Origin of the sequence: Streptomyces sp. NPDC008163, assembly GCF_042956885.1 — a bacterium.
GTDB lineage: Bacteria > Actinomycetota > Actinomycetes > Streptomycetales > Streptomycetaceae > Streptomyces > Streptomyces drozdowiczii_A.
Window position 1 is genome coordinate 306,877 of the sequence record NZ_JBIBHG010000001.1, and the last position, 22,664, is coordinate 329,540.

Sequence of the window (22,664 nt, forward strand, 5' to 3'; positions counted from 1 at the left end):
TGATGCGGCCGGTCGCCGCTTGTCGGTGCCGCCCATCGCCTGCGTGGGGTTCTCAACCTGCGTACGTTGGAAGGCATGCGTACTGCCTACAGCGTCGACACCGTACGGGCCGCCGAAGCCGCCCTCATGGCGCGGGTTCCCGATGGGGCCCTGATGCAGCGGGCCGCCGCCGGGCTCGCCGCCGCCTGTGCCGGGCTGCTGCGACGGGCCGGGCGGGTCTACGGCTCCCGCGTCGTCCTCCTCGTCGGCACCGGCGCCAACGGCGGCGACGCCCTGTACGCGGGGGCGCGGCTCGCCCGGCGGGGCGCGGGGGTGGTCGCCGTGCGGGTCAGCCCGGGGCGGGCCCACGAGGGCGGCAGCGCGGCGCTGGTCGCGGCCGGCGGGCACGTGGTCGACGGGGCGCGGAGCACTGCGCACGAGGACTGGGCCGGGCGCATCGACCTCGTCGTGGACGCCGTCACCGGCATCGGCGGACGCGGCGGACTGCGCCCCGAGGCCGCCGAGCTGGTCCGGAAGTACACCGCGCACGGCGCGCCCGTCGTCGCCGTCGACCTGCCCAGCGGGGTCGAGGCGGACACCGGCGAGGTGACCGGCGACGCGGTGCGCGCCGACGTCACCGTCACCTTCGGCGCGTACAAGCCCGCGCTGCTCGTGGACCCGGCCGCCGAACGGGCCGGGGCGCTGAGCCTCGTGGACATCGGCCTCGGGCCCGAACTCCCCGAGGTGCCCGATCTGGAGGCGCTCCAGTACGAGGACCTGGCCGCGCTGCTGCCCGTACCGGCGGCCGAGAGCGACAAGTACCGGCGCGGGGTCGTCGGCATCGCCGCCGGATCGGCGCGCTACCCGGGAGCCGCCGTGCTCGCCGTCTCCGGGGCGCTGCGCGGCGGGGCGGGGGCCGTGCGCTACGCGGGCCCCGGCGGCGAGGCGGTCATCGCCCGGCATCCGGAGACCCTGGTCCACGCGGGGCGCCCCTCCGAGGCCGGGCGGGTGCAGGCGTGGGTGGTCGGCCCCGGACTCGGTGACGGCACCGACGCCGTGGCGGCCGTTTCCGACGTGCTGGCCACCGACGTGCCGGTGCTGGTCGACGCGGACGGGCTGCGGCTCCTCGACCCGGAACTGGTGCGGGGCCGCAGCGCGCCCACCCTGCTCACCCCGCACGCCGGGGAGGCCGCCGCGCTGCTCGGCGTGGCGCGCGAGGAGGTCGAGGCGGGGCGGCTCGCCGCCGTACGGGAACTCGCCGGGCGGTTCGGCGCGACCGTGCTGCTCAAGGGCTCGACCACCCTCATCGCCACGGACACCCCGCACACCCCGGTCCGGGTCAACCCGACCGGCACCCCGTGGCTGGCCACGGCCGGCAGCGGTGACGTGCTCTCCGGCCTCACCGGCTCCCTGCTCGCCGCCGGACTCGCCCCGCTCGACGCGGCATCCGCCGGGGCGTACCTGCACGGGCTCGCCGCCCGCCGCGCCGCCGACGGCTCCCCGCTCGCCGCGATGGACGTCGCCGACGCGATCCCCGGGGCGTGGCGGGACGTCCGGGCCTGAGCGAAGCTGAGGAGGACGACCGCCGAGGAGAGGTGACCTGCCGTGAGCAGCAGCGGTGACGTGCGCGTACGCCGGGTCTACGACGGGGTGGAGGAGGGCGACGGCACCCGTGTCCTGGTGGACCGGCTGTGGCCGCGCGGGGTGTCCAGGGAGAAGGCCGCGGTCGACCGCTGGCTCAAGGACCTCACCCCGTCCGACGAGCTGCGCTCCTGGTACCACGAGGACCGCTCCGCCACCCGCTACGACGCCTTCGTCGAGCGCTACCGGGCGGAACTCGCCGGTCCGGCCGAGTCGGCGGCCGTGGACGAGCTGGCCGGACTGGTCCGCGAGGGCGGCCCGGTGACCCTCGTGACGGCCGTCAAGGACGTCGAGCACAGCCACGTACCGGTCCTCGCCGATCACCTGGAACACGAGCTGCGCCACCGCTGACGCGCCCCGCCGGACCGGCCCGCACGGGCGGGAATGAGAAACTGGGCGCGATATGAACGAGACAGCGTCCTTGCGAGCCCGTGCCGAGATCGACCTCGCCGCACTCCGCGCCAACGTGCGCGTCCTGCGTGCCCGGGCGGCCGGGGCGCAACTCATGGCCGTGGTCAAGGCCGATGCCTACGGGCACGGCGCGGTCCCCTGCGCGCGCGCCGCGCGCGAGGCGGGCGCCGCGTGGCTGGGCACCGCGACCCCGCAGGAGGCCCTGGCGCTGCGCGCCGCCGGGCTCGACGGCCCGATGCTGTGCTGGCTCTGGACCCCGGGCGGGCCCTGGCGCGAGGCGATCGAGGCCGACATCGACGTCTCGGTCAGCGGGATGTGGGCGCTGCGCGAGGTCATCGGGGCCGCCGGGGCGTCCGGCCGGACCGCCCGTATCCACCTCAAGGCCGACACCGGACTCGGCCGGGCCGGCTGCCAGCCCGCCGACTGGCCCGAGCTGATCGCCGCCGCCCGCGCCGCCGAACGCGCGGGCACCGTCCGCGTCACCGGCCTCTGGTCCCACTTCGCCTGCGCCGACGAGCCGGGCCACCCCTCGATCACCGCCCAGCTGGACACCTTCCGCGACATGGTGGCGTACGCCGAGAAGGCCGGCGTCGAGCCCGAGGTGCGGCACATCGCCAACTCCCCGGCGACCCTGACCGTCCCCGAGTCCCACTTCGACCTGGTGCGGACCGGGATCGCCATGTACGGCATCTCGCCCAGCCCGGAGCTGGGCACCTCCGCCGACTTCGGGCTGCGCCCCGTGATGACGCTCACCGCGTCCGTCGCCCTGGTCAAGCAGGTCCCGGCCGGCCACGGCATCAGCTACGGCCACCACTACACGACCCCCCGCGAGACCACCCTCGCCCTGGTGCCCCTCGGCTACGCCGACGGCATCCCGCGCCACGCGTCCGGCCGGGGCCCGGTGCTGGTCGGCGGGGTGCGGCGGACGATCGCGGGCCGGGTCGCCATGGACCAGTTCGTCGTGGACCTGGACGGCGACGAGGCCGAGGCGGGCAGCGAGGCGGTGCTGTTCGGGCCCGGCGACCGGGGCGAGCCGAGCGCCGAGGACTGGGCGGAGGCCGCCGGCACCATCGCGTACGAGATCGTCACCCGGATCGGGGCCCGGGTGGAGCGCGTCCACCGGGGCGCCACGACCGACTGACAGCGCCTGCCGACAGTACCGACCGACAGCACCGACCGGCACGACCCACTGACACGACCCACGAGGAGCGGGGCACGGGTGAGCGACATCAGCACGGGTGAGGTGATGGCGACGGCGGCCGCTTCGGGGGCCTGGCGCCGGGCGGGCATCGCCGGCGCCGCCATAGGCGTGCTCGCCGCCGGGGCCGCGGCCGGGGTCGCCGTGGAGCGGCTGACCGTCGGCCGGGGCATGCGCAAGCGTGCCCGGCTCGCCCTGGACGCCACCGGCCCGTACGGCTCGCTGCGCGGGACCCCCGGCCGGGCCACCGCCGACGACGGCACCCAGCTGTACTACGAGGTGGACGAGGCCGATCCGCCCGAGGACCCCGCCGCCCCCACGGGCTCCCGCCGACGCCGCCTCTTCGGGCGCAAGGCGCCCGCCCCCGTCACCGTCGTCTTCAGCCACGGCTACTGCCTCGGCCAGGACTCCTGGCACTTCCAGCGCGCCGCCCTGCGCGGCATCGTGCGCACCGTCCACTGGGACCAGCGCAGCCACGGCAGGTCCGAGCGCGGGCGCGCCCAGGCCCGCGCCGGGGGAGGGGTGCCCGTCGGCATCGACCAGCTCGGCCGCGACCTCAAGGCCGTCATCGACGCCGCGGCCCCCGAGGGCCCGCTCGTCCTCGTCGGCCACTCGATGGGCGGCATGACGGTCATGGCGCTCGCCGAGCAGTACCCGGAACTGCTCCGCGACCGGGTCGCCGCCGTCGCCTTCGTCGGCACGTCGAGCGGGAAGCTCAACGAGGTCAGCTTCGGGCTGCCCGTGATGGGCGTCAACGCCGTGCGGCGGGTGCTCCCCGGGGTGCTGCGGGCGCTCGGCTCGCAGGCGGAATTGGTGGAGCGGGGACGCCGGGCGACCGCCGACCTGTTCGCCGGGCTGATCAAGCGGTACTCCTTCGGCTCCCGGGACGTGGACCCGGCCGTCGCGCGGTTCGCGGAACGGCTCATCGAGTCCACCCCGATCGACGTGGTCGCCGAGTTCTACCCGGCCTTCGCGGAGCACGACAAGAGCGCGGCCCTGCCCCTCTTCCGCGACCTCCCGGTCCTCATCCTGGCCGGGGACAAGGACCTCGTGACGCCCAGCTCGCACAGCGAGGCCATCGCGGACCAGCTGCCCGACGCGGAACTCGTCATCGTGCCGGACGCCGGGCACCTGGTGATGCTGGAGCACCCCGAGACGGTGACCGACCGGCTCGCGGACCTGCTGGTGCGGGCCGGAGCCGTACCGGAGTCCTCTAACGTTGGCGGGCATGGAACCGCAGAACAGCCCGGCGGCCGCTGAGGCCACCGCGTACGGACACGTCCCCGGCGCCGTCACCGTGCGCCTCGCCCTCGACTCCCCCGAACAGATGCAGGCCCTCGGCCGCCGGCTCGCCGCCGCGCTGCGCCCCGGCGACCTCGTGATGCTCACCGGCGAGCTGGGCGCCGGCAAGACGACGCTGACCCGGGGGCTCGGCGAGGGCCTGGGCGTCCGGGGCGCGGTGACGTCCCCCACCTTCGTGATCGCCCGCGTCCACCCGTCGCTCGCCGGCGGGCCCGCACTGGTCCACGTCGACGCGTACCGCCTGGGCGGCGGGCTCGACGAGATGGAGGACCTGGACCTCGACGTGTCGCTGCCGGAGTCCGTGGTGGTCGTGGAGTGGGGCGACGGCAAGGTCGAGGAGCTGTCGGACGACCGGCTCCAGGTGTTCATCGACCGCGCGGTGGGGGACACGGACGACGAGCGGCGCACGGTGACCCTGGTGGGCGTGGGGGAGCGCTGGGCCGGTCTGCGGAACGAGTCCTGGGCGCCGTGGGGCTGAGCGGGCCCCTGTTTCCGACGGGGTGTCGGCAAAATGTTGCGCGGGACGGGGCGGACATGGTGACATGGAGGACGAGAGCGGGTTAGGTCTACCTAACCACGCCTTCCACCGGAGCCCCAGGAGGCATTTATGCCGACGTCCGAGCGCACCCCGGACCCGCGACCGCCGGTACCGATGACCACCCTGCTGGCGGCGGGCGCGGCAGCGACCGCGGTATCAACGCCGCCGGTCAAGCCCGTCCGGCGATCGAGGACATCGGTGACGGGAGCGCCGACGGCCCGCACCGGCAAACCCGGCCCGTCCGGCGACTGAGGACAAGGGGCAGGTCCCGGCTACGGGACCACCACCACGGTCGCCCCCACCGTGGCGAACCGCCACACCGCGTCCCCGTCGGCCCGGGACATCCGCACGCCCCCCGCCTTCACCGTCGGGTCCGGCTCCTCCATCGACCCGTCCTGCGCGGCGCTGAAGCCGATCGTCACGTCGTTCACCGTGGCGAACCGCACCACGTGCTCGATCGGCACGCCGTCGGACCCCTTCACGCTCCCCGAGCGCGACGTCACGTGGTACGTGCCCGGCGCCGCGTGCACCGAGCTCGGCATCACCTTGAACGTGCGCGACGACTTCCCCTTCGCGTCGACCAGCCACACCCGGCGGTCGTGCAGCGCGTAGACGACCCGCGCCCCGGTGCCGGAGCCGGCCGGGACGGCGAGCGGGTCCTTCTTCGGCTTGGCCTTGGCGTGCCCGCCCGCCGGGGCGGAAGCCGAGGCGCTGCTCGACGCCTTCGGCTTCGTGGCCAGGTCGTCCGGCACATGCGCGGAAGCCTGGTACGCCAGGAAGCCGACCACCGCGACGGCCGCCGCGGTGAGCGCGGCCACGATTCCCGAGCTGCCCCTTGCCACCGTGCGTGCCTCTTTCGCTGTCGTGTGCCGTAAGGCGCGAACCAGAAGTCGTACGCGGACCGTAAGTCGTACAAGCGTTTTCACGTACTCCGCGTATACCCGGTGACGGTAGCAGCCGGGACCGCCCGGTCCGGGACGCCGTACGGGGCGCGGGGCGGGCCGCGTCGGAGCCGTAGGCTGTTTGCGTGCTCTTGCTCGCAATGGATACCGCCACCCCCGCCGTCACCGTCGCCCTGCACGACGGGACCCGCGTCGTCGCCGAGTCCGTGCAGGTCGACGCCCGCAGGCACGGGGAGCTGCTGCTGCCCGCCGTCGACCGGGTCCTCGCGGACGCCGGGGTGAAACTCGACGCCGTCACGGGCGTCGTCGTGGGCGTCGGCCCCGGCCCGTACACCGGACTGCGCGTCGGCCTGGTGACGGCCGCCACCTTCGGCTCGGCGCTCTCCGTGCCCGTGCACGGCCTGTGCACCCTGGACGGCCTCGCGTACGCGGCCGGGCTCGACGGCCCCTTCGCCGTCGCCACGGACGCCCGCCGCAAGGAGGTCTACTGGGCGCGGTACGAGGACGCCCGCACCCGGACCGCCGGGCCCTGCGTCGACCGGCCCGCCGACATCGCGGACCAGCTCGCGGGCCTTCCGGTCGTCGGCGCGGGCGCGGTGCTCTATCCGGAGGCGTTCCCGGACGCGCGCGGCCCGGAACACCTCGCGGCGGGCGCCCTCGCGGGCCTCGCCGCCGAACGCCTCGCGGCGGGCGAGGAGCTGCTGCCGCCCCAGCCGCTCTACCTGCGCAGGCCCGACGCGCAGGTGCCGAAGAACTACAAGGTGGTCACCCCGAAGTGACCGTCACGACCGCGGTGCTGCGCGAGATGCGCTGGTGGGACATCGACCCCGTGCTCGCCCTGGAGCACGAGCTGTTCCCGGAGGACGCCTGGTCGGCGGGCATGTTCTGGTCCGAGCTGGCCCACGCGCGCGGCCCGGCCGCCACCCGCCGCTACGTCGTCGCCGAGGAGCCGGGCACCGGCCGGATCGTCGGATACGCGGGCCTCGCGGCCGCCGGGGACCTCGCCGACGTACAGACGATCGCCGTCGCCCGCGACCACTGGGGCGGCGGGCTCGGCTCCGAGCTGCTGACCGACCTGCTCCGGCACGCCACCGCCTTCGAGTGCGCCGAGGTGCTGCTGGAGGTCCGCGTCGACAACACCCGCGCCCAGAAGCTCTACGAGCGCTTCGGCTTCGAACCGATCGGCTTCCGCCGCGGCTACTACCAGCCGGGCAATATCGACGCGCTCGTCATGCGCCTCCACGTACACGAAGAAAACGAGACTGACTGATGGCTGACGAACCGCTCGTACTCGGCATCGAGACCTCCTGCGACGAAACCGGGGTCGGCATCGTCCGGGGGACCACGCTCCTCGCGGACGCCGTCGCGTCCAGCGTCGACACGCACGCCCGCTTCGGCGGCGTCGTCCCCGAGATCGCCTCCCGCGCCCACCTGGAGGCGATGGTCCCCACCATCGAGCGCGCCCTGAAGGAGGCCGGGGTCAGCGGCCGCGACCTCGACGGCATCGCGGTCACCGCCGGACCCGGCCTCGCGGGCGCCCTGCTCGTCGGCGTCTCCGCCGCCAAGGCGTACGCGTACGCGCTGAACAAGCCGCTGTACGGGGTCAACCACCTGGCCTCCCACATCTGCGTCGACCAGCTGGAGCACGGCCCGCTGCCCGAGCCCACCATGGCGCTCCTGGTCAGCGGCGGGCACTCCTCGCTGCTGCTCGCACCGGACATCACCAACGACGTGCGGCCGCTCGGCGCGACCATCGACGACGCGGCCGGCGAGGCGTTCGACAAGATCGCCCGCGTCCTGGACCTCGGCTTCCCCGGCGGCCCGGTCATCGACCGCCTCGCCCGCGAGGGCGACCCGGCCGCCATCGCCTTCCCGCGCGGGCTCACCGGCTCGCGCGACCCCGCGTACGACTTCTCGTTCTCCGGCCTGAAGACCTCCGTCGCCCGCTGGATCGAGGCCAAGCGGGCGGCCGGCGAGGAGGTGCCGGTGCGCGACGTGGCCGCGTCCTTCCAGGAGGCCGTGGTCGACGTGCTCACCCGCAAGGCCGTCCGGGCCTGCAAGGACGAGGGCGTCGACCATCTGATGATCGGCGGCGGCGTGGCGGCCAACTCCCGGCTGCGCGCGCTCGCCGAGGAGCGGTGCGAGCGGGCCGGCATCCGGCTGCGCGTGCCCCGCCCCAAGCTGTGCACCGACAACGGCGCGATGGTCGCCGCGCTCGGCGCCGAGATGGTCGCCCGCAACCGGCCCGCCTCCGACCTGGAGCTGTCCGCCGACTCCTCGCTGCCCGTCACCGAGACCCACGTCCCGGGCGCCCACCCGCACGACCACGACCACGTGCACGAGATCAGCAAGGACAACCTCTACTCATGAGCGCCCCGGTCACCGCCCTGATGTGGGAGGCCCGCGCCGCCGAGGGCCGGGGCGGCGAGCTGGCGGAGTGGGCCCGCGCCCGCGCCGCCGCGCTGCCCCGCCGCCCGCTCCGCAGCGAGCTGCTGCGCGCCCCGCAGGACCGGGTCCTCGTCATCACCTGGTGGCAGGGCGGGTACGCCGACGAGCTGCCGGAGCTGCCCGAGCCGGACCCGGCCCTCGTCACCCGGCCGGTCCACCGCTGGCGCTTCGAATCGCTGGGAGCGGTCCAGCCCCCGGCACGTCGATGAGTTCCGGGCGCCCGCGCGGTCTACCCTTCACGGCACTTTGCCCCTGTACGTGAGGAGAGGACCATGCAGAAGGTCACCACGTTCCTGTGGTTCCCGAAGGGCCTGATCGAGGAAGCGGCCGATTACTACGTCTCCGTCGTCGGCGGCGACTCACGCGTCCTGGAGACCACCGCCTGGACCGCCGCGAGCCTCGGCGAGGCCGGAAAAGCGATGACCGTGCGGTTCCAGCTGGACGGCGCGGAGTACGTCGCGTTCGACGGCGGGCCCGAGTTCCCCTTCACCGAGGCCGCCTCGCTCTCCGTCGAGTGCGACTCGCAGGAGGAGGCGGACCGGCTGTGGAACGAACTCACCTCCGGCGGCGGACAGGAGGTCCAGTGCGGCTGGCTCAAGGACAAGTACGGCCTCTCCTGGCAGATCGTCCCGCCGGGCCTCGGTGAGGCCCTGACCGACCCGGACCCGGAGAAGGCCGCCCGTGCGATGAAGGCCATGATGGGCATGAAGCGGCTGGACATCGAGGCCATCCGCAACGCCTGAGCCCCGCCCGGCAATTGGGGCCAGGGGTGCTCGATAAGGTCGGCCCCATGTCCCCTCGCTTCGTGCTGCCGCCGCCCCCGCCGCCCGTGGAGATACGTTCCTGGCCCGACCGGGACGCGCTGCTCGCCGACCGGTCCTTCCTGCTCGGTGTACTGGTCAAGGCGCACATCGGACCCGGCCGGCTCGGGCTGCTGTGGCTGTGGGGGGCGGTCGGCGCGATCGGCTGGTCGTTCATCGGGACGGCGGTCATCGGCTTCGCGGAGTCGTACGACCCCATCAGCGCGATCTTCGCCCTGGTGATGCTCGCGATCGGCGTCGGCGCCCTGATCCCGGCGGTGATCCTGCTCGTCTCCGGACTGCGCCGGGACGTGGCGCTGCGCCGGCTGCTCACCCAGTGGGGCGACCTGGACCGCGACCCCGCCCGCGACGCCGGACTCCGGCTCCCCGGCACGGGCCTGGGGTGGCTGCTGCCCTCCTTCGCGCTCGGCGCGCTGGGCCTCTACCTCTGCGTCGTCGTGCCCGCCGGAGCGGTCCGGGGCGAGGACACGTACGGGCTGATGGCCCTGATCATGGGGCTCGGGCTGCTGGCCTGGCTCGTCGGGCTCGTCGGCGTCTTCAAGGCGTTCTGGCACCGGCGCTGGATCGTGCGGACGCTGGCCGGGGTCGCCGCGCCGCAGCCCCTAGGGGGCGTCCACCGCTGAAGCCCCTTCGGCCGCCTCCGTGTGAGCCACCCGGGGGACCGCGCGCGCCCGGCGGCGGTGTCGTGGCCGATGCCCCGTCACGTACTGGCAGGATCCGGCGCCATGCAGCCAGTACGACAAAAGGACAAATTGGCCATGAATGGGCGTGAAACGGGTGCGGTGACGGGTGGCCGGCGGCGGGGGCGGGGCCGGCCGCGGCGCAGGCCCGGTTACGCGGTCCTCGCCGCGCTCCTGGTCGCCGCCGCCGCGTCCGGCTGTGCGGCCGGGGACGACTCGGGCGCCGCGGCCCGGAGCGCGAAGGCCCAGGCGGGGCAGCCGGGCGCGCCGGCCGAACCGGCGGCCGGGGCCCTCGGCACCCGCGCGGCGCAGGCGGAGCGGGCGAAGCTGGCCCAGGCGGCCCGCGCGGTCGCCGCCAAGAAGTGGGGCCTGGCGGTCACACCGCTCGCGGCGCCCGTGCCGCCCGCGAAGAAGCCGCACCTCACGACCCGCAAGGGCTTCGAGGTCTCGGGCCAGGACGACTCGCTGCCGCCGGTCTTCACCCGGGTCCCCACCACGGACAAGGTCGTCTTCCTGACGATGGACGACGGGGACGACAAGGACCCCGAGCTGCTGAAGATGATGTCGGAGCTGAACATCCCGTACAGCGCCTTCCTCACCGACTACCTGGTGCGCGACGACTACACGTACTTCAAGGACGCCCAGTCGCGCGGGACCGTGCTCGGCAACCACACGCTCAACCACCGCTATCTGCCGGGCCTTTCGCACGACGAGCAGAAGCGCGAGATTTGCGGCCAGCAGGACATCCTGGAGGAGCAGTTCGGCAAGCGGCCCCGGCTCTTCCGGCCGCCGTACGGCAACTACAACACCGACACGCTGAAGGTCGCCAAGTCCTGCGGCATCACCGCCGTGCCGCTCTGGGAGGCGGAGGCGTTCCCCGACCACATGGAGTGGCGCGAGGAGGACCGGAAGCTGCACCCCGGCGACATCATCCTCACGCACTTCCGGGGCGAGGCGGACTGGAAGGGCAGCATGCCCGACCTGGTCCGGTCCGTCATGAAGGTCATCACGGACCAGGGCTACTCCGTGGCCCGCCTGGAGGACTACGTATAGGAAGCGGCGTACGCGCGGGCGTTTCCGGGCTCCGGGTGCGCGTCCTCGTGGGCGCGGTGCCAGGCCGTCAGCGTGAGCACCAGCAGCAGGCATGCGCCGAGCAGCTGGACGACGCCCGCGATCGGCAGCCCGTGGCGCAGCAGCACCACGCCGATCACGCAGGCCGCCACCGTGACGGCGGCGAGGACGAGAGTGCCGGACCAGTCCATCCCGGGCGGTCCGGCCTCCGCCATGTCCGGGTTCGGCGGCCGGGGGTCGGAGCCCGTGTACGCGTAGAAGAGGACCGCGCCGAGCACTCCCTCCAGCGCGATGAGCAGTACCCCGAGCACCACGTCGAGGCAGCCGGTCAGCACGGGGCCGGGGCGCGAGGGGGCCGGGGGGCCGGAGCTTCGTATGCGCATGACGACACCGTCCACCGGAACGGTCCGGGCGGCTCCCGCGTTGTCCCTACGGTGTCCGGAACGTTGTACGGCCGCAGCCGTACGGAGGGGCGGGCGGCTCCCGGGTACGCCACGAGGGGCGTGAATTGGCACTCCGCTTGACCGAGTGCTAATCGCGGTCATAGTCTCAGTGCTGGCACTCCCCGATGGAGAGTGCCAGCAGTACTGCGCGACCGGCAGGTCCGGCACCCGCGACGACGGGCCCACCTGGTCGCCACCCCAAAGACTGTTAAACCCCGTGAGATCTCCGAAGGGGGAGACCGGATCGTGTCGACCGCCAGCTCCAAGGTTGCGATCAAGCCGCTCGAGGACCGCATCGTGGTCCAGCCGCTCGACGCCGAGCAGACCACGGCCTCCGGCCTGGTTATCCCGGACACCGCCAAGGAGAAGCCCCAGGAGGGCGTCGTCCTGGCCGTGGGCCCGGGCCGCTTCGAGAACGGCGAGCGCCTGCCGCTCGACGTCAAGACCGGCGATGTCGTGCTGTACAGCAAGTACGGCGGCACCGAGGTGAAGTACAACGGCGAGGAGTACCTCGTCCTCTCGGCGCGCGACGTCCTCGCGATCATCGAGAAGTAATTCACCCACGTTTGCTTCTGTTCTGCGCCCCTGGCCCCCTGCGAACCAACAGCCGGGCGGCAGGGGCGCAGTTCTTGTTTTGAGAGGAACAGTTCAGCTCCATGGCGAAGATCCTGAAGTTCGACGAGGACGCCCGTCGCGCCCTTGAGCGCGGCGTCAACAAGCTTGCCGACACGGTCAAGGTGACGATCGGCCCCAAGGGCCGCAACGTCGTCATCGACAAGAAGTTCGGTGCCCCCACCATCACCAACGACGGTGTCACCATCGCGCGCGAGGTCGAGCTGGACGACCCGTACGAGAACCTCGGCGCCCAGCTGGTGAAGGAGGTGGCGACCAAGACCAACGACGTCGCGGGTGACGGCACCACCACCGCCACCGTCCTCGCCCAGGCGCTCGTCCGCGAGGGTCTGCGCAACGTCGCCGCCGGCGCCTCCCCGGCCGCCCTGAAGAAGGGCATCGACGCCGCGGTCAAGGCCGTGTCCGAGGAGCTCCTCGCGACCGCCCGCCCGATCGACGACAAGTCCGACATCGCCGCCGTGGCCGCGCTCTCCGCGCAGGACCCGCAGGTCGGCGAGCTCATCGCGGACGCGATGGACAAGGTCGGCAAGGACGGTGTCATCACCGTCGAGGAGTCCAACACCTTCGGTCTGGACCTCGACTTCACCGAGGGCATGGCCTTCGACAAGGGCTACCTGTCCCCGTACATGGTGACCGACCAGGAGCGCATGGAGGCCGTCCTCGACGACCCGTACATCCTGATCCACCAGGGCAAGATCGGCTCGATCCAGGAGCTGCTGCCGCTCCTGGAGAAGGTCATCCAGGCCGGTGGCTCCAAGCCGCTCCTGATCATCGCCGAGGACGTCGAGGGCGAGGCCCTGTCGACCCTGGTCGTCAACAAGATCCGCGGCACGTTCAACGCCGTCGCCGTCAAGGCGCCGGGCTTCGGTGACCGCCGCAAGGCCATGCTCGGCGACATCGCCACCCTCACCGGTGCGACCGTCATCGCCGAGGAGGTCGGCCTCAAGCTCGACCAGGCCGGTCTGGACGTGCTGGGCACCGCCCGCCGCGTGACCGTCACCAAGGACGACACCACCATCGTCGACGGTGGCGGCAAGTCCGACGAGGTCGCCGGCCGCGTCAACCAGATCAAGGCCGAGATCGAGGCCACGGACTCCGACTGGGACCGCGAGAAGCTCCAGGAGCGCCTGGCGAAGCTGGCCGGCGGGGTCTGCGTGATCCGCGTCGGTGCCGCCACCGAGGTCGAGCTCAAGGAGAAGAAGCACCGTCTGGAGGACGCCATCTCCGCGACCCGCGCCGCGGTCGAGGAGGGCATCGTCTCCGGTGGTGGCTCCGCCATCGTCCACGCCGTCAAGGTCCTGGAGGGCAACCTCGGCAAGACCGGCGACGAGGCCACCGGTGTCGCGGTCGTCCGCCGCGCCGCCGTCGAGCCGCTGCGCTGGATCGCCGAGAACGCCGGCCTCGAGGGCTACGTCATCACCTCGAAGGTCGCCGAGCTCGACAAGGGCCAGGGCTTCAACGCCGCCACCGGCGAGTACGGCGACCTGGTCAAGGCCGGCGTCATCGACCCGGTCAAGGTCACCCGCTCCGCCCTGGAGAACGCCGCGTCCATCGCGTCGCTGCTGCTCACGACCGAGACCCTGGTCGTCGAGAAGCCGGCCGAGGAGGAGCCGGAGGCCGCGGGCCACGGCCACGGCCACTCGCACTAGCGGTTAGCCGCAAAGGCCCGGTCCCCGCGGGGGACCGGGCCTTTGCGCTGTCCGGGGGCGCTGCCCCCGGACCCCCGCTCCTCAAGCGCCGGAGGGGCTGGATTTCACGCCGACCGGCCCAGTGCCGCCGGATGTACCCCCTCCGCGAACGGGCGGCCCGCCGCGTAGCGCTCCAGTTCGTCCAGGGCGTGGTCGGTCATGCGGTGGAGTTCGTTGCCCAGGGAGCCCGCCACGTGGGGGGTCAGGAGGACATTCGGGAGGTCGTACAGGGGGGAGTCGGACGGGGGCAGTTCGGGGTCCGTCACGTCCAGTACGGCGTGGAGGCGGCCCGGGACCAGTTCGCGGAGGAGGGCCGTCTCGTCGATCAGGGAGCCCCGGGCCGTGTTGATCAGCGTCGAGCCGGTCCGCATCAGGGCCAGTTGGCGGGTGCCGATCATGTGGTGGGTCTCGGGGAGCTGGGGGGCGTGGACGGAGACCACGTCGGCGCGGGCGCACAGCTCGTCCAGGGTGACCGGGCGGACGCCGAGGCGCGCCGCCTCGGCCGCGGTGACGAAGGGGTCGTACAGCAGGACCGCCAGGTCGAAGGGGCGGAGCAGCTCGATGACGCGGCGGCCGATGCGGGAGGCGCCGACGATGCCCACCGTGCGGCGGTAGTTGCCGGCGCCGTCCAGCTCGGCGCGCCAGTCGTGGTCGGCGCGGACCTCGCGGTAGACGTGGGCGGAGTGCGGGACGCGCTTGTTGGCGAGCAGGATCGTGGCCAGGGTGTACTCCGCCACCGGCAGGGCGTTGGCCCCGGCCGCCGAGGAGACGGCGAGGCCGCGCTCCCAGCAGGCGTCGGTGATGTGGTGCTTGACGGAGCCGGCCGCGTGGACGACCGCCCTGAGGCGGGGCGCGGCGGCGAGGACCTGGGCGGTGAGCGGGGTGGCGCCCCAGCAGGTGAGGAGGACCTCGGCCTCGGCGAGCGCGGCGGCGACGCGGGGGTCCGGGGCGGCCAGGTCGTGGGCGACGAGGGCCGGGTCCGTACGGGCGAGGGCGGTGAGCCGGTCGCGGTGGCGGGGCTCGAAGAGGCGCTCGTAGATGTCCGGGCCCATCGCGAGCAGGACGGACGGCCTGGGGTCAGTGGTGGACTGCATGGGTGAACGACTCCCTTGGTGTGGGGGCTACTTGACGCTGCCGGCGGTGAGACCGGCCTTCCAGTGCCGTTGCAGGGAGACGAAGGCGACGATCAGCGGGATGACGGCGAGGAGCGAACCGGTGACGACGAGCGGGTAGAAGCCCGGCTCGCTGTGGGTGTTGGTGTTCCAGGAGTACAGGCCGAGGCTCAGCGGGAAGAGCTCGCGGTCGGAGAGCATCACCAGCGGAAGGAAGAAGTTGTTCCAGATCGCGGTGAACTGGAAGAGGAAGACCGTGACGAACCCCGGCATCATCATCGGCAGCCCGATGGAGAAGAAGGTGCGCAGTTCGCCCGCCCCGTCGATGCGCGCGGCCTCCAGCGCCTCGCCGGGGATGTACCCGGCGGAGAAGACCCGGGCGAGATAGACGCCGAACGGGTTCACCAGGACGGGTATCAGCACGGACCAGTACGTGTTGACGATGCCGAGCTTGCTGGCCAGCAGGTACATCGGCAGGGCCAGCGCGGTCGTCGGGACGAGCACCCCGAGCAGCACGAGACCGAACAGCTTCTCCTTGCCCCGGAACTCGTACTTGTCGAAGGCGTACCCGGCGGCGACGCAGATCAGCGAGCAGACCGCGGCGCCCACTCCCGCGTACAGCAGGCTGTTCCCGTACCACCGGAAGTAGACGCCGTCCCCGTACGTGGCGATGTCGGAGAGGTTCTTCGAGAGGTCGAAGCCCTCGAAGGAGAAGGTGTCCCCGGCGAGCAGCGAACCGGTGTCCTTGGTGGCTGCGGTGACCAGCCAGACGAGCGGGAAGAGCATGTAGAGGACGGCCAGGAGCAGCGCTCCGTTGACGGCCGCCTTGGACAGCCAGGGGTTCTTGCGGGTCGTGGTGCTCATGCGTGCGCGCCCTTCCGGCCGGTGAGGCGGGTGACGACGAAGGACAGCAGCGCGGCGGTCAGCGCCAGGAGTACGGAGGCGGCGGCCGCGAGTCCGAAGTCGTTACGGGCGAAGGCCGCGGTGTAGGCGTACATGTTCGGTGTCCAGGAGGAGGAGACGGCGGACCCGGAGCCGGTGTTGAGGATCAGCGGCTCGGTGAAGAGCTGGAGCGAGCCGATGATCGTGAAGAGCACGACCATCACGACCGAGGACCGGATCAGCGGGAGCTTGATGCTGAACGCGATGCGCCCGCCGCTCGCCCCGTCCACCGTGGCCGCTTCGAGCACCGAGCGGTCGATGGCCTGGAGGGCGGCGTAGAAGATCACCATGTTGTAGCCGAGCCATTCCCACAGCGCGATGTTCACGACGGAGGGCAGCGCGCCACCGGGTGAGAAGAAGTCGAAGCCGATGCCGCCGGAGTGCATCGCGGAGACGACGGGGCTGAGGCCCGGGGTGTACAGGTACAGCCAGATCATCGCGGCGATGATCCCGGGCACGGCGTGCGGCAGGAACAGCGCGAGCTGGAAGAAGCGCCGGGCGCGGGCGAGCGCCGAGTCGAGCAGCAGGGCGAGGCCGAGGGCGCCGCCGACCATCAGCGGGATGTAGACGGCGCAATAGCCGAGGAGGACGAGGAAGCCGTCGCGGAAGACCCGGTCACCCAGCGCCGCCGTGTAGTTGCCGAGTCCGGTGAAGACCGTCTCGGATCCGCCGAAGCCGAGCCCCGACTGCTGTTCGGTGAAGAGGCTGAGCCAGACCGCGTAGCCGATCGGGATCAGCATGACGGCGGTGAACAGGACGAAGAACGGGGTCAGCAGGATCGCGGCGGCGCGGGTGCGGGCTTTCATCCGGTCAGCCCTCGACCTTCAGGCCGCGCTTCGACAGCTCCGCGACGGTCGCGTCGTGGGCGGCCTTCACGGCGTCGGGGATGGTGGTGCCGCCCCCGGCGAGCTTGCCGAAGCGGTCCTTGAGCGTGGTGTTGGTGGTGCCCATCGAGGGGCCCCAGGTCCAGCCCTGCCTGATCGCGGCGCCGCCGTCCTCGAAGACCTGGTAGATGTCCTGGCCGCCGTAGAACTTGGTGTCGAACGCCTTCTTGGCCGCCGGGCGCAGGGCGAGCGCGGCCGGGAAGGCGCTGGAGGTGCCGGAGGAGATACGGGCCTTGATGCCGTCCTCCGTGGTGGTCATCCAGGTCGCGAACTCGACGGCGGCGGCGGCCTTCCCGCTGTTCTTCGGCACCGCGAAGGTGGTCCCGCCGAGCATGCCGCCGGCGGGCTTGCCGTCCCAGGCCGGGATCGGGGCGACGGCCCACTTGCCGCTCTGCTCGGGCAGGGTGGAGCCGAGGACGCCGCCGCCCCAGGAGGCGCCGAGGTAGCCGATGGTGCCTCCGGTCTTCAGGGAGTTGGTCCAGGCGGGCGAGAAGGAGGCGTCGGTGCGGACCAGGCCGTCCTTCACCAGGCCCTGCCAGTAGTCGGCGACCTCGGTGGTGGCGGCGTCGGTGGTGTCGACCTTCCAGGTGTCGCCCTCGGCCTTGAACCACTGGGCGCCGGCCTGCCAGACCATCGCCTCGAAGGTGGTCGGGTCGTCCGGGAAGAAGGTGCCGATGCGGGCCTTGGAGTCGGCCTTCTTCACCTTCTCGGCCGCCGACTTGAACTCGGCCCAGGTCTTGGGGACGTCGATGCCGTACTTGGTGAAGAGGTCCTTGCGGTAGAAGAACGCCTGCGGCGCGGCGTCGAAGGGGACCGCCCAGCTCTTGCCGCCGAGTGTGGTCTGCTCGATCGCCTGCGGGAGGAACTTCTTCCTGACGTCGTCCGTGAGGTACGTCCCGATGTCCTGGAAGCCGCCCTGGCTGACGTACTCGGGGAGCTGCGGGTACTCGACGGAGACCAGGTCGGGGGCGTTGCCCGCCTTGATCGCGTTGGAGATCTTGGCGTAGCCGCCGGCGTTCCCGGAGGGGGTCTCCTCGAACTTCACGTGGATGTTCTCGTGCGAGGCGTTGAAGGCGTCCACGACCTCCTTGGTGCCCTTGGCCCAGCCCCAGAAGGTGATGGTCACGGGCTTGGCGGCGGTGCCGGTGCCGCCGCCGGAGTCGTCCCCGCTCCCGCCGCAGGCCGTGACGACGGCGAGGGCGGTGACGGCTCCGGCTATGGAAAGAGTCGTTCTGCTCCAACTGCGGTTCACGGCGGGCTCCTGAGTCGACGGTGACAGGGACGTTGGGCGTGATCCTTGGTCCACCGATGACCGAAGTCAAGAGCGAAAGATTGATTGATCGAGAAAAGATCAGAACGTTATCGAGCGGTCGAGGCCCGCACCCGCAGCCGCGGCAGCAGCGCCAGATGCCTTCCGGGCTCGTCCCCGTCGGCCCCCGAACCGTCCCGCCCGGCCCCGTCCCGCCCCGCGGCGAGCCGCCCGATCAGCAGCTCCGTCGCGTACTGCCCGACGTGCCGCTTGGGCGGGCTGACCGCGGTGAGCGGGATGTCGCCCAGCGCCGCCACCTCGTCGTCGTACGCGATCACCGCCAGGTCCTCCGGCACCCGTACGCCCAGCTCCGACAGGCGCTGCACCAGGTGGATCGCGTCCACGTCGTTGTGCACGAGGACCGACGCGGCCCGGCCGGAGACCACGGCGTCGCGCACCTCGCGCACCGCCTCCTCGAAGCGCGCCGGATCCACCTCCGGCCCGGACGTCCCGATCATCGCCGGAGCGCCCTCGGCGAGACCGAGCACCGCCAGCGCGTCCTCGTACCCGGAGCGCACCGCGAGCGCGGTCGGGCTGTCGGCGCGGGCCACCAGGAGCGGGGTGCCGTGGCCGAGTCCGGTCAGATGGCGCACCGCGAGCAGCACCCCGTGCCGGTGGTCGGAGCAGACCCGGTCCAGGCCGTCCAGCGCGGACCCCGGCGCCGGGGTCCGCTCCAGGAGCACGGCGGGCACCGGCAGCCCGGCCATCCAGTCCCCGTACGCCGCCTGGTCCTCGGCGCCCCGCCAGGCCGGGGCGATGAGCAGCCCCTCGGCCCCGGAGGCGAGCAGCCCCTCGGCGCGCGCCCGGTCCCCCTCCGGCCGGTAGTCGGAGATCCGCAGCACGAGCCGGCCCCCGGCGCGCGCGGCCGCCTCGTGCGCCCCCCGGATGACCTCGGCGAAGTAGTACGTCGCCGAGGGGGCGATCAGCCCGAGCACCGGGCCGCCGCCCGGGGCGGGGGCGTCGGGCGCGGCGGCGTCCCGGGGCCAGGAGACCGAGCCGTGGACCCGGTCGAGGAGTCCGCGCTCGGCCAGCGCCTCGGCGTCGCGGCGCGCCGTGACGGGGGAGACCCCCAGCAGGCCGGCCAGATCGGAGACACGGGCCGAGCCGCGCTCCCGTACCAGGGCCAGAAGTCGGTCGTGACGTTCAGCTGCACTCTCGCGCACGGCGGCAGTCCCCTTGTAAATCGCGATGTGATGGCTCGGCTCGCCAGACCCTAATCCACTGTGATCGATTGAAGGAAGTTTCGATCATTCGCTACGCCATCCCTTGACGTTCGATCAATCAGCGGTTCACGATTTCCCGCGATGCCGAAGTCCGCCTCCCCTGGGAGCATCATGCCCACGACGAGTCCGTACACGGGGTACACCCGTGCCGATTGGGAGCGCACGGCCGACCGGCTGCTTCTCGCGGTACGCCCCTACGCCTCGCCCCGCCACGGCCGCATCGACCTCCCGGGCCCCCGGCCGAGCTGGTCCGGACCGCTCTCCGACGGCCTCGAAGGCTACGCCCGCACCTGGCTGCTCGCCGCGCTGCGGACCGCCGGAGCGCGCGGCGAGGACCCGCACGGTTTCCTCGGCCGGTACGCCGAAGGGCTCGCCGCCGGTACGTCGGAGCCGTCGGGCGGCCCCGACGCCTGGCCCCGCATCGCGGACGTCCCCCAGGCCATCGTGGAGTCCGCGTCCATCGCCCTGGGCCTGCGCCTCACCCGCCCCTGGCTGTGGGACGCCCTGGACGACGCCACCCGGCAGCGCGCCGTCGACTGGCTCCGGCCCGCCCTCGACGCGCCCCCGGTGAACAACAACTGGTGGTTCTTCGGGCTCACCGTCGCCGGCTTCCTCCAGGACGCGGGCATCGAGACCGACCGGGCCCGGAAGACCATCGACCGCGCGCTGGCCCACGTCGAGGACTGGTACCTGGGCGACGGCTGGTACAGCGACGGCCCGAACCGCTCCTTCGACCACTACAACGCCTGGGCGATGCACTTCTACCCGGTCCTGCACGCCCACCTCGCCGGTGACCGGGACCTCCTGGACCGCTACGGCCCCCGCCTGCACCGCCAGCTGGACGACTACAGCCGCATGTTCGGCGCGGACGGCGCGCCCATGCCGTTCGGCCGCTCCCTCATCTACCGCTTCGCCGCCGCGGCCGCCCCCTGGCTCGGCGCGATGACCGGCCACACCCCGCTCACCCCGGGCGCGACCCGCCGCCTCGCCTCCGGCACCCTGCGCCACTTCCTGGACCACGGCGCCACCGACCGGGACGGCCTCCTCACCCTCGGCTGGCACCGTCCGTACGAGCCCATGCTCCAGACCTACTCCGGCCCGGCGTCCCCGTACTGGGCCTCCAAGGGCTTCCTCGGCCTCCTGATGCCCCCGGACCACCCCGTCTGGACGGCCACCGAGGAGCCGCTGCCCGCCGAGACCGCGGACGCCGTGACCCTCCTCGGCCCGACCGGGATGCTCCTCCAGTCCACCACCGCGGACGGCCTCGTCCGGCTTCACAACCACGGCTCGAACCACGTGGGCGACGAGGAGGACCCCGGCTACGCCCGCTTCGCGTACTCCACCCGCACCGGCCCCACGCACGGGGACGCCGAGCGGGACAACCACTTCGCGCTGCTGCCCGACGGCGGCGACCCGACCGCTCGCCGCACCGCGGACCCGCTCGGCCACGCCGCCTCCGGACACACCCCGCTCCCCGGCGTCCGCGTCGTCTCCGCCACCCTCGCCCACGGCCGCGCCGAGGTCCGCGCGCACCTGGTCACGGGCGCGCCCGAGGGCACGCCCGTCCGCCAGACGGGGTGGGCGACCGGGGACGACCAGGGGCTCACCGCCCAGCTCCACCCGGTCCACGGCTACGAGGGCGGGGTGCGCGAACTGCGCGGCGGCGACACCATGTTCGGCGAGAGCTCCCGGCTCCTGGCCGCCGAGGGCGCGACCACCGGACCCCGGTCCCTCTTCGTCGCGCTCGCCTCGCTCACCGGCGAGGCGGACCCGGCGCCCGTCGAGACCCTCGCCGGGATCCACGTACAGAGCCCCCACGAGATCCGGGTGACCTGGCACGACGGCAGCACCGCCGTACTCCGGCTCCCGGAGGAGTGACGGCCCTCTGCCGAGGAGTGAAGGCCCCCTACTGCGGTCCGTACTTGCGGCCCGTCCGCGAGGTCAGCCCGCCGAGCAGGCCGCGCGGGGCCAGCTTCACCGCGCCCATCAGCACCTTGTACCGCGGGTCCGGGATCGACACCGACTTGCCCCGCGCCAGGTCCGCGAGCGCGGCGGTCACCAGCTTGTCCGCGTCGAGCCACATCCAGCCCGGGATGTTGCCCGTTCCCATCCCGGCCCGCTGGTGGAACTCCGTACGCACGAAGCCCGGGCACAGCGCCATCAGCCGCACCCCGGACCCGGCCAGGTCCTTCGCCGCGCCCTGGCTGAACTGCACGACCCACGCCTTCGAAGCGCCGTACGTGCCGCGCGGCACGAACGCCGCGACCGAGGCCACGTTGACGATGCCGCCCCGGCCGCGCTCCCGCATCGCGGACGCCGCCGCCGAGGTCAGCCGCAGCACCGCTTCGCAGTGCACCTTCAGCATCGTCAGCTCGTCGGCCATCGGGACCTCCAGATAGCGCCCCTTGTTGCCGAAGCCCGCGTTGTTCACCAGCAGGTCGACCGGGTGCCGGGCGTCCCCGAGGCGCTCCTCGACCGCGCGGATGCCCTTGTCCTCGGACAGGTCGGCCCGCAGCACCTCGGCCTCGATGCCGTGCCGGTCGTGCAGCTCGGTCGCCTGCTCGCGCAGCCGCTCCGCGTCCCGGGCCACCAGGACCAGGTCGTACCCGTCGGCGGCGAGCCGCCGGGCGAAGGCGGCACCGATACCCGCCGTCGCGCCCGTGATCAGTGCAGTCGTCATAAGCGGCACGGTAGAGCATCCCGAAGCGGCGCCTCCGGGCGCTCCCGCGGCCTCAGGAGGCGGCGAGCTCCGCCGCGTACGCGCGCGCCCTGCGCAGCGTCGACGGGCACAGCGCCTCGCCGGCCGGGAGGAGCAAGGGCAGCAGGTCGCGCCGGGTGGTGACGGCCCGGAACTCAAGCTCCACGGTCACCTCGTGGCCCGGCCGGTGCACGATCTCGACCGGGTCCCCGGCCCGGACGGACCCCGGTGTGATCACCCGCAGATACGCCCCCGGGGCCGCCGCCCGCGTGAACCGCTTCACCCAGCGGGCCTCGCCGAGATGGCCCTGGAAGGTACGGCACGGGATGCGGCCCGAGGCGACCTCCAGGACCAGCTCCCCGCCGATCCGCCAGTGCTCGCCGATCAGGGCCTCGCCGACCCGCAGCCCCGCCGTGGTCAGGTTCTCGCCGAACGTGCCGTTGGGCAGCGAGCGGCCCAGCTCCCGCTCCCAGACGTCCAGGTCCTCACGGGCGAACGCGTACACCGCCTGGTCCGAGCCGCCGTGGTGGCGCAGGTCGCACACCGCGTCCCCGGCGACACCGCTGCCGCCCTCGCCCCTGGGCCCGGGGTCCGACACCCGCACCGGCCCGTCCACCGGGCGCTTGTCGATCCCGGTCCTGCCGCCCGGGGCGTCGGTGTAGGACGCCGGCGTGGGACGCCCCGCGTTCACGGTCAGCACAGTCATCGCGGTCATACCGGAACCGTATCCAAGCCCACCCC

25 protein-coding genes are annotated in these 22,664 nt (G+C 73.0%); 16 read left to right on the forward strand and 9 right to left on the reverse strand.

The genetic code is table 11. The annotated features are described in order from the left end of the window. Positions 1-75: 75 nt before the first annotated feature. The 6 genes from ACFZAT_RS01575 to ACFZAT_RS01600 all read left to right on the forward strand — a co-directional run bounded on the left by ACFZAT_RS01575 (position 76) and on the right by ACFZAT_RS01600 (position 5,321). A complete protein-coding gene (locus tag ACFZAT_RS01575; RefSeq protein ID WP_391258498.1) occupies positions 76-1,542 on the forward strand; it encodes an NAD(P)H-hydrate dehydratase in 1,467 nt (488 codons plus the stop codon). A 42-nt stretch (positions 1,543-1,584) separates the two neighbouring features. Further along, positions 1,585-1,971 carry a DUF488 family protein gene (locus tag ACFZAT_RS01580; protein ID WP_391258501.1) on the forward strand — a complete coding sequence of 129 codons (387 nt, stop codon included), beginning with the start codon at positions 1,585-1,587 and terminating at the stop codon, positions 1,969-1,971. A gap of 52 nt (positions 1,972-2,023) precedes the next feature. After that, complete coding sequence (gene alr / locus ACFZAT_RS01585; RefSeq protein ID WP_391258504.1) at positions 2,024-3,172, forward strand: alanine racemase; 1,149 nt, start codon at positions 2,024-2,026, stop codon at positions 3,170-3,172. A 105-nt stretch (positions 3,173-3,277) separates the two neighbouring features. Then, positions 3,278-4,489 carry an alpha/beta fold hydrolase gene (locus tag ACFZAT_RS01590; protein WP_391260163.1) on the forward strand — a complete coding sequence of 404 codons (1,212 nt, stop codon included), beginning with the start codon at positions 3,278-3,280 and terminating at the stop codon, positions 4,487-4,489. After that, on the forward strand, positions 4,458-5,009 hold the full coding sequence (gene tsaE / locus ACFZAT_RS01595; protein WP_391258507.1) for a tRNA (adenosine(37)-N6)-threonylcarbamoyltransferase complex ATPase subunit type 1 TsaE: 552 nt from the start codon (positions 4,458-4,460) through the stop codon (positions 5,007-5,009). The genes ACFZAT_RS01590 and tsaE overlap by 32 nt, the downstream gene beginning before the upstream one ends. A 129-nt stretch (positions 5,010-5,138) precedes the next feature. Further along, positions 5,139-5,321, forward strand: coding sequence for a hypothetical protein (locus tag ACFZAT_RS01600; protein ID WP_391258509.1), 183 nt, complete (start codon positions 5,139-5,141; stop codon positions 5,319-5,321). Positions 5,322-5,341: 20 nt separating this feature from the next. Here ACFZAT_RS01600 and ACFZAT_RS01605 read toward each other — a convergent pair whose 3' ends face one another. Further along, positions 5,342-5,887, reverse strand: a complete 546-nt coding sequence (locus ACFZAT_RS01605; protein WP_391260167.1) for a hypothetical protein — start codon at positions 5,885-5,887, stop codon at positions 5,342-5,344. A 224-nt stretch (positions 5,888-6,111) separates the two neighbouring features. Between ACFZAT_RS01605 and tsaB the strand changes: the two genes are divergently transcribed. From tsaB to ACFZAT_RS01640, 7 genes are all read left to right on the forward strand, one after another. Continuing rightward, positions 6,112-6,750 (forward strand): tRNA (adenosine(37)-N6)-threonylcarbamoyltransferase complex dimerization subunit type 1 TsaB, encoded by a 639-nt coding sequence (tsaB, locus tag ACFZAT_RS01610; RefSeq protein WP_391260170.1) that lies wholly within the window; start codon positions 6,112-6,114, stop codon positions 6,748-6,750. After that, positions 6,747-7,241 carry a ribosomal protein S18-alanine N-acetyltransferase gene (rimI, locus tag ACFZAT_RS01615; RefSeq protein ID WP_018101179.1) on the forward strand — a complete coding sequence of 165 codons (495 nt, stop codon included), beginning with the start codon at positions 6,747-6,749 and terminating at the stop codon, positions 7,239-7,241. Before tsaB ends, rimI begins: the two co-directional genes overlap by 4 nt. Beyond that, a complete protein-coding gene (gene tsaD, locus ACFZAT_RS01620; protein WP_391258512.1) occupies positions 7,241-8,341 on the forward strand; it encodes a tRNA (adenosine(37)-N6)-threonylcarbamoyltransferase complex transferase subunit TsaD in 1,101 nt (366 codons plus the stop codon). Before rimI ends, tsaD begins: the two co-directional genes overlap by 1 nt. Further along, positions 8,338-8,628 carry a hypothetical protein gene (locus ACFZAT_RS01625; protein WP_391258515.1) on the forward strand — a complete coding sequence of 97 codons (291 nt, stop codon included), beginning with the start codon at positions 8,338-8,340 and terminating at the stop codon, positions 8,626-8,628. Before tsaD ends, ACFZAT_RS01625 begins: the two co-directional genes overlap by 4 nt. Before the next feature lie 63 nt (positions 8,629-8,691). Beyond that, a complete protein-coding gene (locus ACFZAT_RS01630) occupies positions 8,692-9,162 on the forward strand; it encodes a VOC family protein (protein ID WP_391258518.1) in 471 nt (156 codons plus the stop codon). Between the two features lie 47 nt (positions 9,163-9,209). Further along, a complete protein-coding gene (locus ACFZAT_RS01635; protein ID WP_391258521.1) occupies positions 9,210-9,863 on the forward strand; it encodes a hypothetical protein in 654 nt (217 codons plus the stop codon). 135 nt (positions 9,864-9,998) lie between these two features. Beyond that, positions 9,999-10,973, forward strand: coding sequence for a polysaccharide deacetylase family protein (locus ACFZAT_RS01640; protein ID WP_391258524.1), 975 nt, complete (start codon positions 9,999-10,001; stop codon positions 10,971-10,973). Here ACFZAT_RS01640 and ACFZAT_RS01645 read toward each other — a convergent pair. Then, entirely contained in the window at positions 10,964-11,374 is a 411-nt protein-coding gene (locus ACFZAT_RS01645; protein WP_391258526.1) for a DUF6234 family protein, read from the reverse strand. The two genes, ACFZAT_RS01640 and ACFZAT_RS01645, sit on opposite strands and share 10 nt — an antisense overlap. A gap of 306 nt (positions 11,375-11,680) precedes the next feature. Between ACFZAT_RS01645 and groES the strand changes: the two genes are divergently transcribed. After that, positions 11,681-11,989 carry a co-chaperone GroES gene (groES, locus tag ACFZAT_RS01650; RefSeq protein ID WP_018101172.1) on the forward strand — a complete coding sequence of 103 codons (309 nt, stop codon included), beginning with the start codon at positions 11,681-11,683 and terminating at the stop codon, positions 11,987-11,989. A gap of 101 nt (positions 11,990-12,090) precedes the next feature. Beyond that, complete coding sequence (gene groL, locus ACFZAT_RS01655; protein ID WP_073964396.1) at positions 12,091-13,716, forward strand: chaperonin GroEL; 1,626 nt, start codon at positions 12,091-12,093, stop codon at positions 13,714-13,716. A gap of 104 nt (positions 13,717-13,820) precedes the next feature. Here groL and ACFZAT_RS01660 read toward each other — a convergent pair whose 3' ends face one another. The 5 genes from ACFZAT_RS01660 to ACFZAT_RS01680 form a co-directional block, all read right to left on the reverse strand. Continuing rightward, positions 13,821-14,849: an NAD(P)-dependent oxidoreductase gene (locus ACFZAT_RS01660; protein ID WP_391258530.1), complete on the reverse strand. Its 1,029-nt coding sequence runs from the start codon at positions 14,847-14,849 to the stop codon at positions 13,821-13,823. Positions 14,850-14,876: 27 nt separating this feature from the next. After that, positions 14,877-15,731: an ABC transporter permease subunit gene (locus tag ACFZAT_RS01665; RefSeq protein ID WP_391258532.1), complete on the reverse strand. Its 855-nt coding sequence runs from the start codon at positions 15,729-15,731 to the stop codon at positions 14,877-14,879. Beyond that, positions 15,728-16,615 carry a carbohydrate ABC transporter permease gene (locus ACFZAT_RS01670; protein ID WP_073964391.1) on the reverse strand — a complete coding sequence of 296 codons (888 nt, stop codon included), beginning with the start codon at positions 16,613-16,615 and terminating at the stop codon, positions 15,728-15,730. The genes ACFZAT_RS01665 and ACFZAT_RS01670 overlap by 4 nt, the downstream gene beginning before the upstream one ends. 4 nt (positions 16,616-16,619) lie before the next feature. Then, positions 16,620-17,945 (reverse strand): extracellular solute-binding protein, encoded by a 1,326-nt coding sequence (locus tag ACFZAT_RS01675; protein ID WP_391258535.1) that lies wholly within the window; start codon positions 17,943-17,945, stop codon positions 16,620-16,622. A 107-nt stretch (positions 17,946-18,052) separates the two neighbouring features. Beyond that, entirely contained in the window at positions 18,053-19,165 is a 1,113-nt protein-coding gene (locus tag ACFZAT_RS01680) for a substrate-binding domain-containing protein (RefSeq protein WP_391258538.1), read from the reverse strand. A gap of 171 nt (positions 19,166-19,336) precedes the next feature. Between ACFZAT_RS01680 and ACFZAT_RS01685 the strand changes: the two genes are divergently transcribed. Next, positions 19,337-21,103 carry a DUF2264 domain-containing protein gene (locus ACFZAT_RS01685; RefSeq protein ID WP_391258541.1) on the forward strand — a complete coding sequence of 589 codons (1,767 nt, stop codon included), beginning with the start codon at positions 19,337-19,339 and terminating at the stop codon, positions 21,101-21,103. A 28-nt stretch (positions 21,104-21,131) separates the two neighbouring features. Here the strand turns inward: ACFZAT_RS01685 and ACFZAT_RS01690 are convergent, their stop codons facing one another. Together ACFZAT_RS01690 and ACFZAT_RS01695 are read right to left on the reverse strand one after the other, a co-directional pair. Next, on the reverse strand, positions 21,132-21,905 hold the full coding sequence (locus ACFZAT_RS01690) for an SDR family NAD(P)-dependent oxidoreductase (protein ID WP_391258543.1): 774 nt from the start codon (positions 21,903-21,905) through the stop codon (positions 21,132-21,134). Positions 21,906-21,957: 52 nt separating this feature from the next. After that, complete coding sequence (locus ACFZAT_RS01695; RefSeq protein ID WP_391260173.1) at positions 21,958-22,629, reverse strand: MOSC domain-containing protein; 672 nt, start codon at positions 22,627-22,629, stop codon at positions 21,958-21,960. Between the last annotated feature and the right edge of the window lie 35 nt (positions 22,630-22,664).

Coding starts and splice junctions, on each gene's coding strand:
- ACFZAT_RS01575 (WP_391258498.1), top strand. CDS start 76: ATGCGTACTGCCTACAGCGTCGACACCGTACGGGCCGCCGAAGCCGCC.
- alr (WP_391258504.1), top strand. CDS start 2,024: ATGAACGAGACAGCGTCCTTGCGAGCCCGTGCCGAGATCGACCTCGCC.
- ACFZAT_RS01590 (WP_391260163.1), top strand. CDS start 3,278: ATGGCGACGGCGGCCGCTTCGGGGGCCTGGCGCCGGGCGGGCATCGCC.
- tsaE (WP_391258507.1), top strand. CDS start 4,458: ATGGAACCGCAGAACAGCCCGGCGGCCGCTGAGGCCACCGCGTACGGA.
- ACFZAT_RS01600 (WP_391258509.1), top strand. CDS start 5,139: ATGCCGACGTCCGAGCGCACCCCGGACCCGCGACCGCCGGTACCGATG.
- tsaB (WP_391260170.1), top strand. CDS start 6,112: ATGGATACCGCCACCCCCGCCGTCACCGTCGCCCTGCACGACGGGACC.
- tsaD (WP_391258512.1), top strand. CDS start 7,241: ATGGCTGACGAACCGCTCGTACTCGGCATCGAGACCTCCTGCGACGAA.
- ACFZAT_RS01625 (WP_391258515.1), top strand. CDS start 8,338: ATGAGCGCCCCGGTCACCGCCCTGATGTGGGAGGCCCGCGCCGCCGAG.
- ACFZAT_RS01630 (WP_391258518.1), top strand. CDS start 8,692: ATGCAGAAGGTCACCACGTTCCTGTGGTTCCCGAAGGGCCTGATCGAG.
- ACFZAT_RS01635 (WP_391258521.1), top strand. CDS start 9,210: ATGTCCCCTCGCTTCGTGCTGCCGCCGCCCCCGCCGCCCGTGGAGATA.
- ACFZAT_RS01640 (WP_391258524.1), top strand. CDS start 9,999: ATGAATGGGCGTGAAACGGGTGCGGTGACGGGTGGCCGGCGGCGGGGG.
- ACFZAT_RS01645 (WP_391258526.1), bottom strand. CDS start 11,374: ATGCGCATACGAAGCTCCGGCCCCCCGGCCCCCTCGCGCCCCGGCCCC.
- groL (WP_073964396.1), top strand. CDS start 12,091: ATGGCGAAGATCCTGAAGTTCGACGAGGACGCCCGTCGCGCCCTTGAG.
- ACFZAT_RS01660 (WP_391258530.1), bottom strand. CDS start 14,849: ATGCAGTCCACCACTGACCCCAGGCCGTCCGTCCTGCTCGCGATGGGC.
- ACFZAT_RS01665 (WP_391258532.1), bottom strand. CDS start 15,731: ATGAGCACCACGACCCGCAAGAACCCCTGGCTGTCCAAGGCGGCCGTC.
- ACFZAT_RS01670 (WP_073964391.1), bottom strand. CDS start 16,615: ATGAAAGCCCGCACCCGCGCCGCCGCGATCCTGCTGACCCCGTTCTTC.
- ACFZAT_RS01685 (WP_391258541.1), top strand. CDS start 19,337: ATGCCCACGACGAGTCCGTACACGGGGTACACCCGTGCCGATTGGGAG.
- ACFZAT_RS01690 (WP_391258543.1), bottom strand. CDS start 21,905: ATGACGACTGCACTGATCACGGGCGCGACGGCGGGTATCGGTGCCGCC.
- ACFZAT_RS01695 (WP_391260173.1), bottom strand. CDS start 22,629: ATGACTGTGCTGACCGTGAACGCGGGGCGTCCCACGCCGGCGTCCTAC.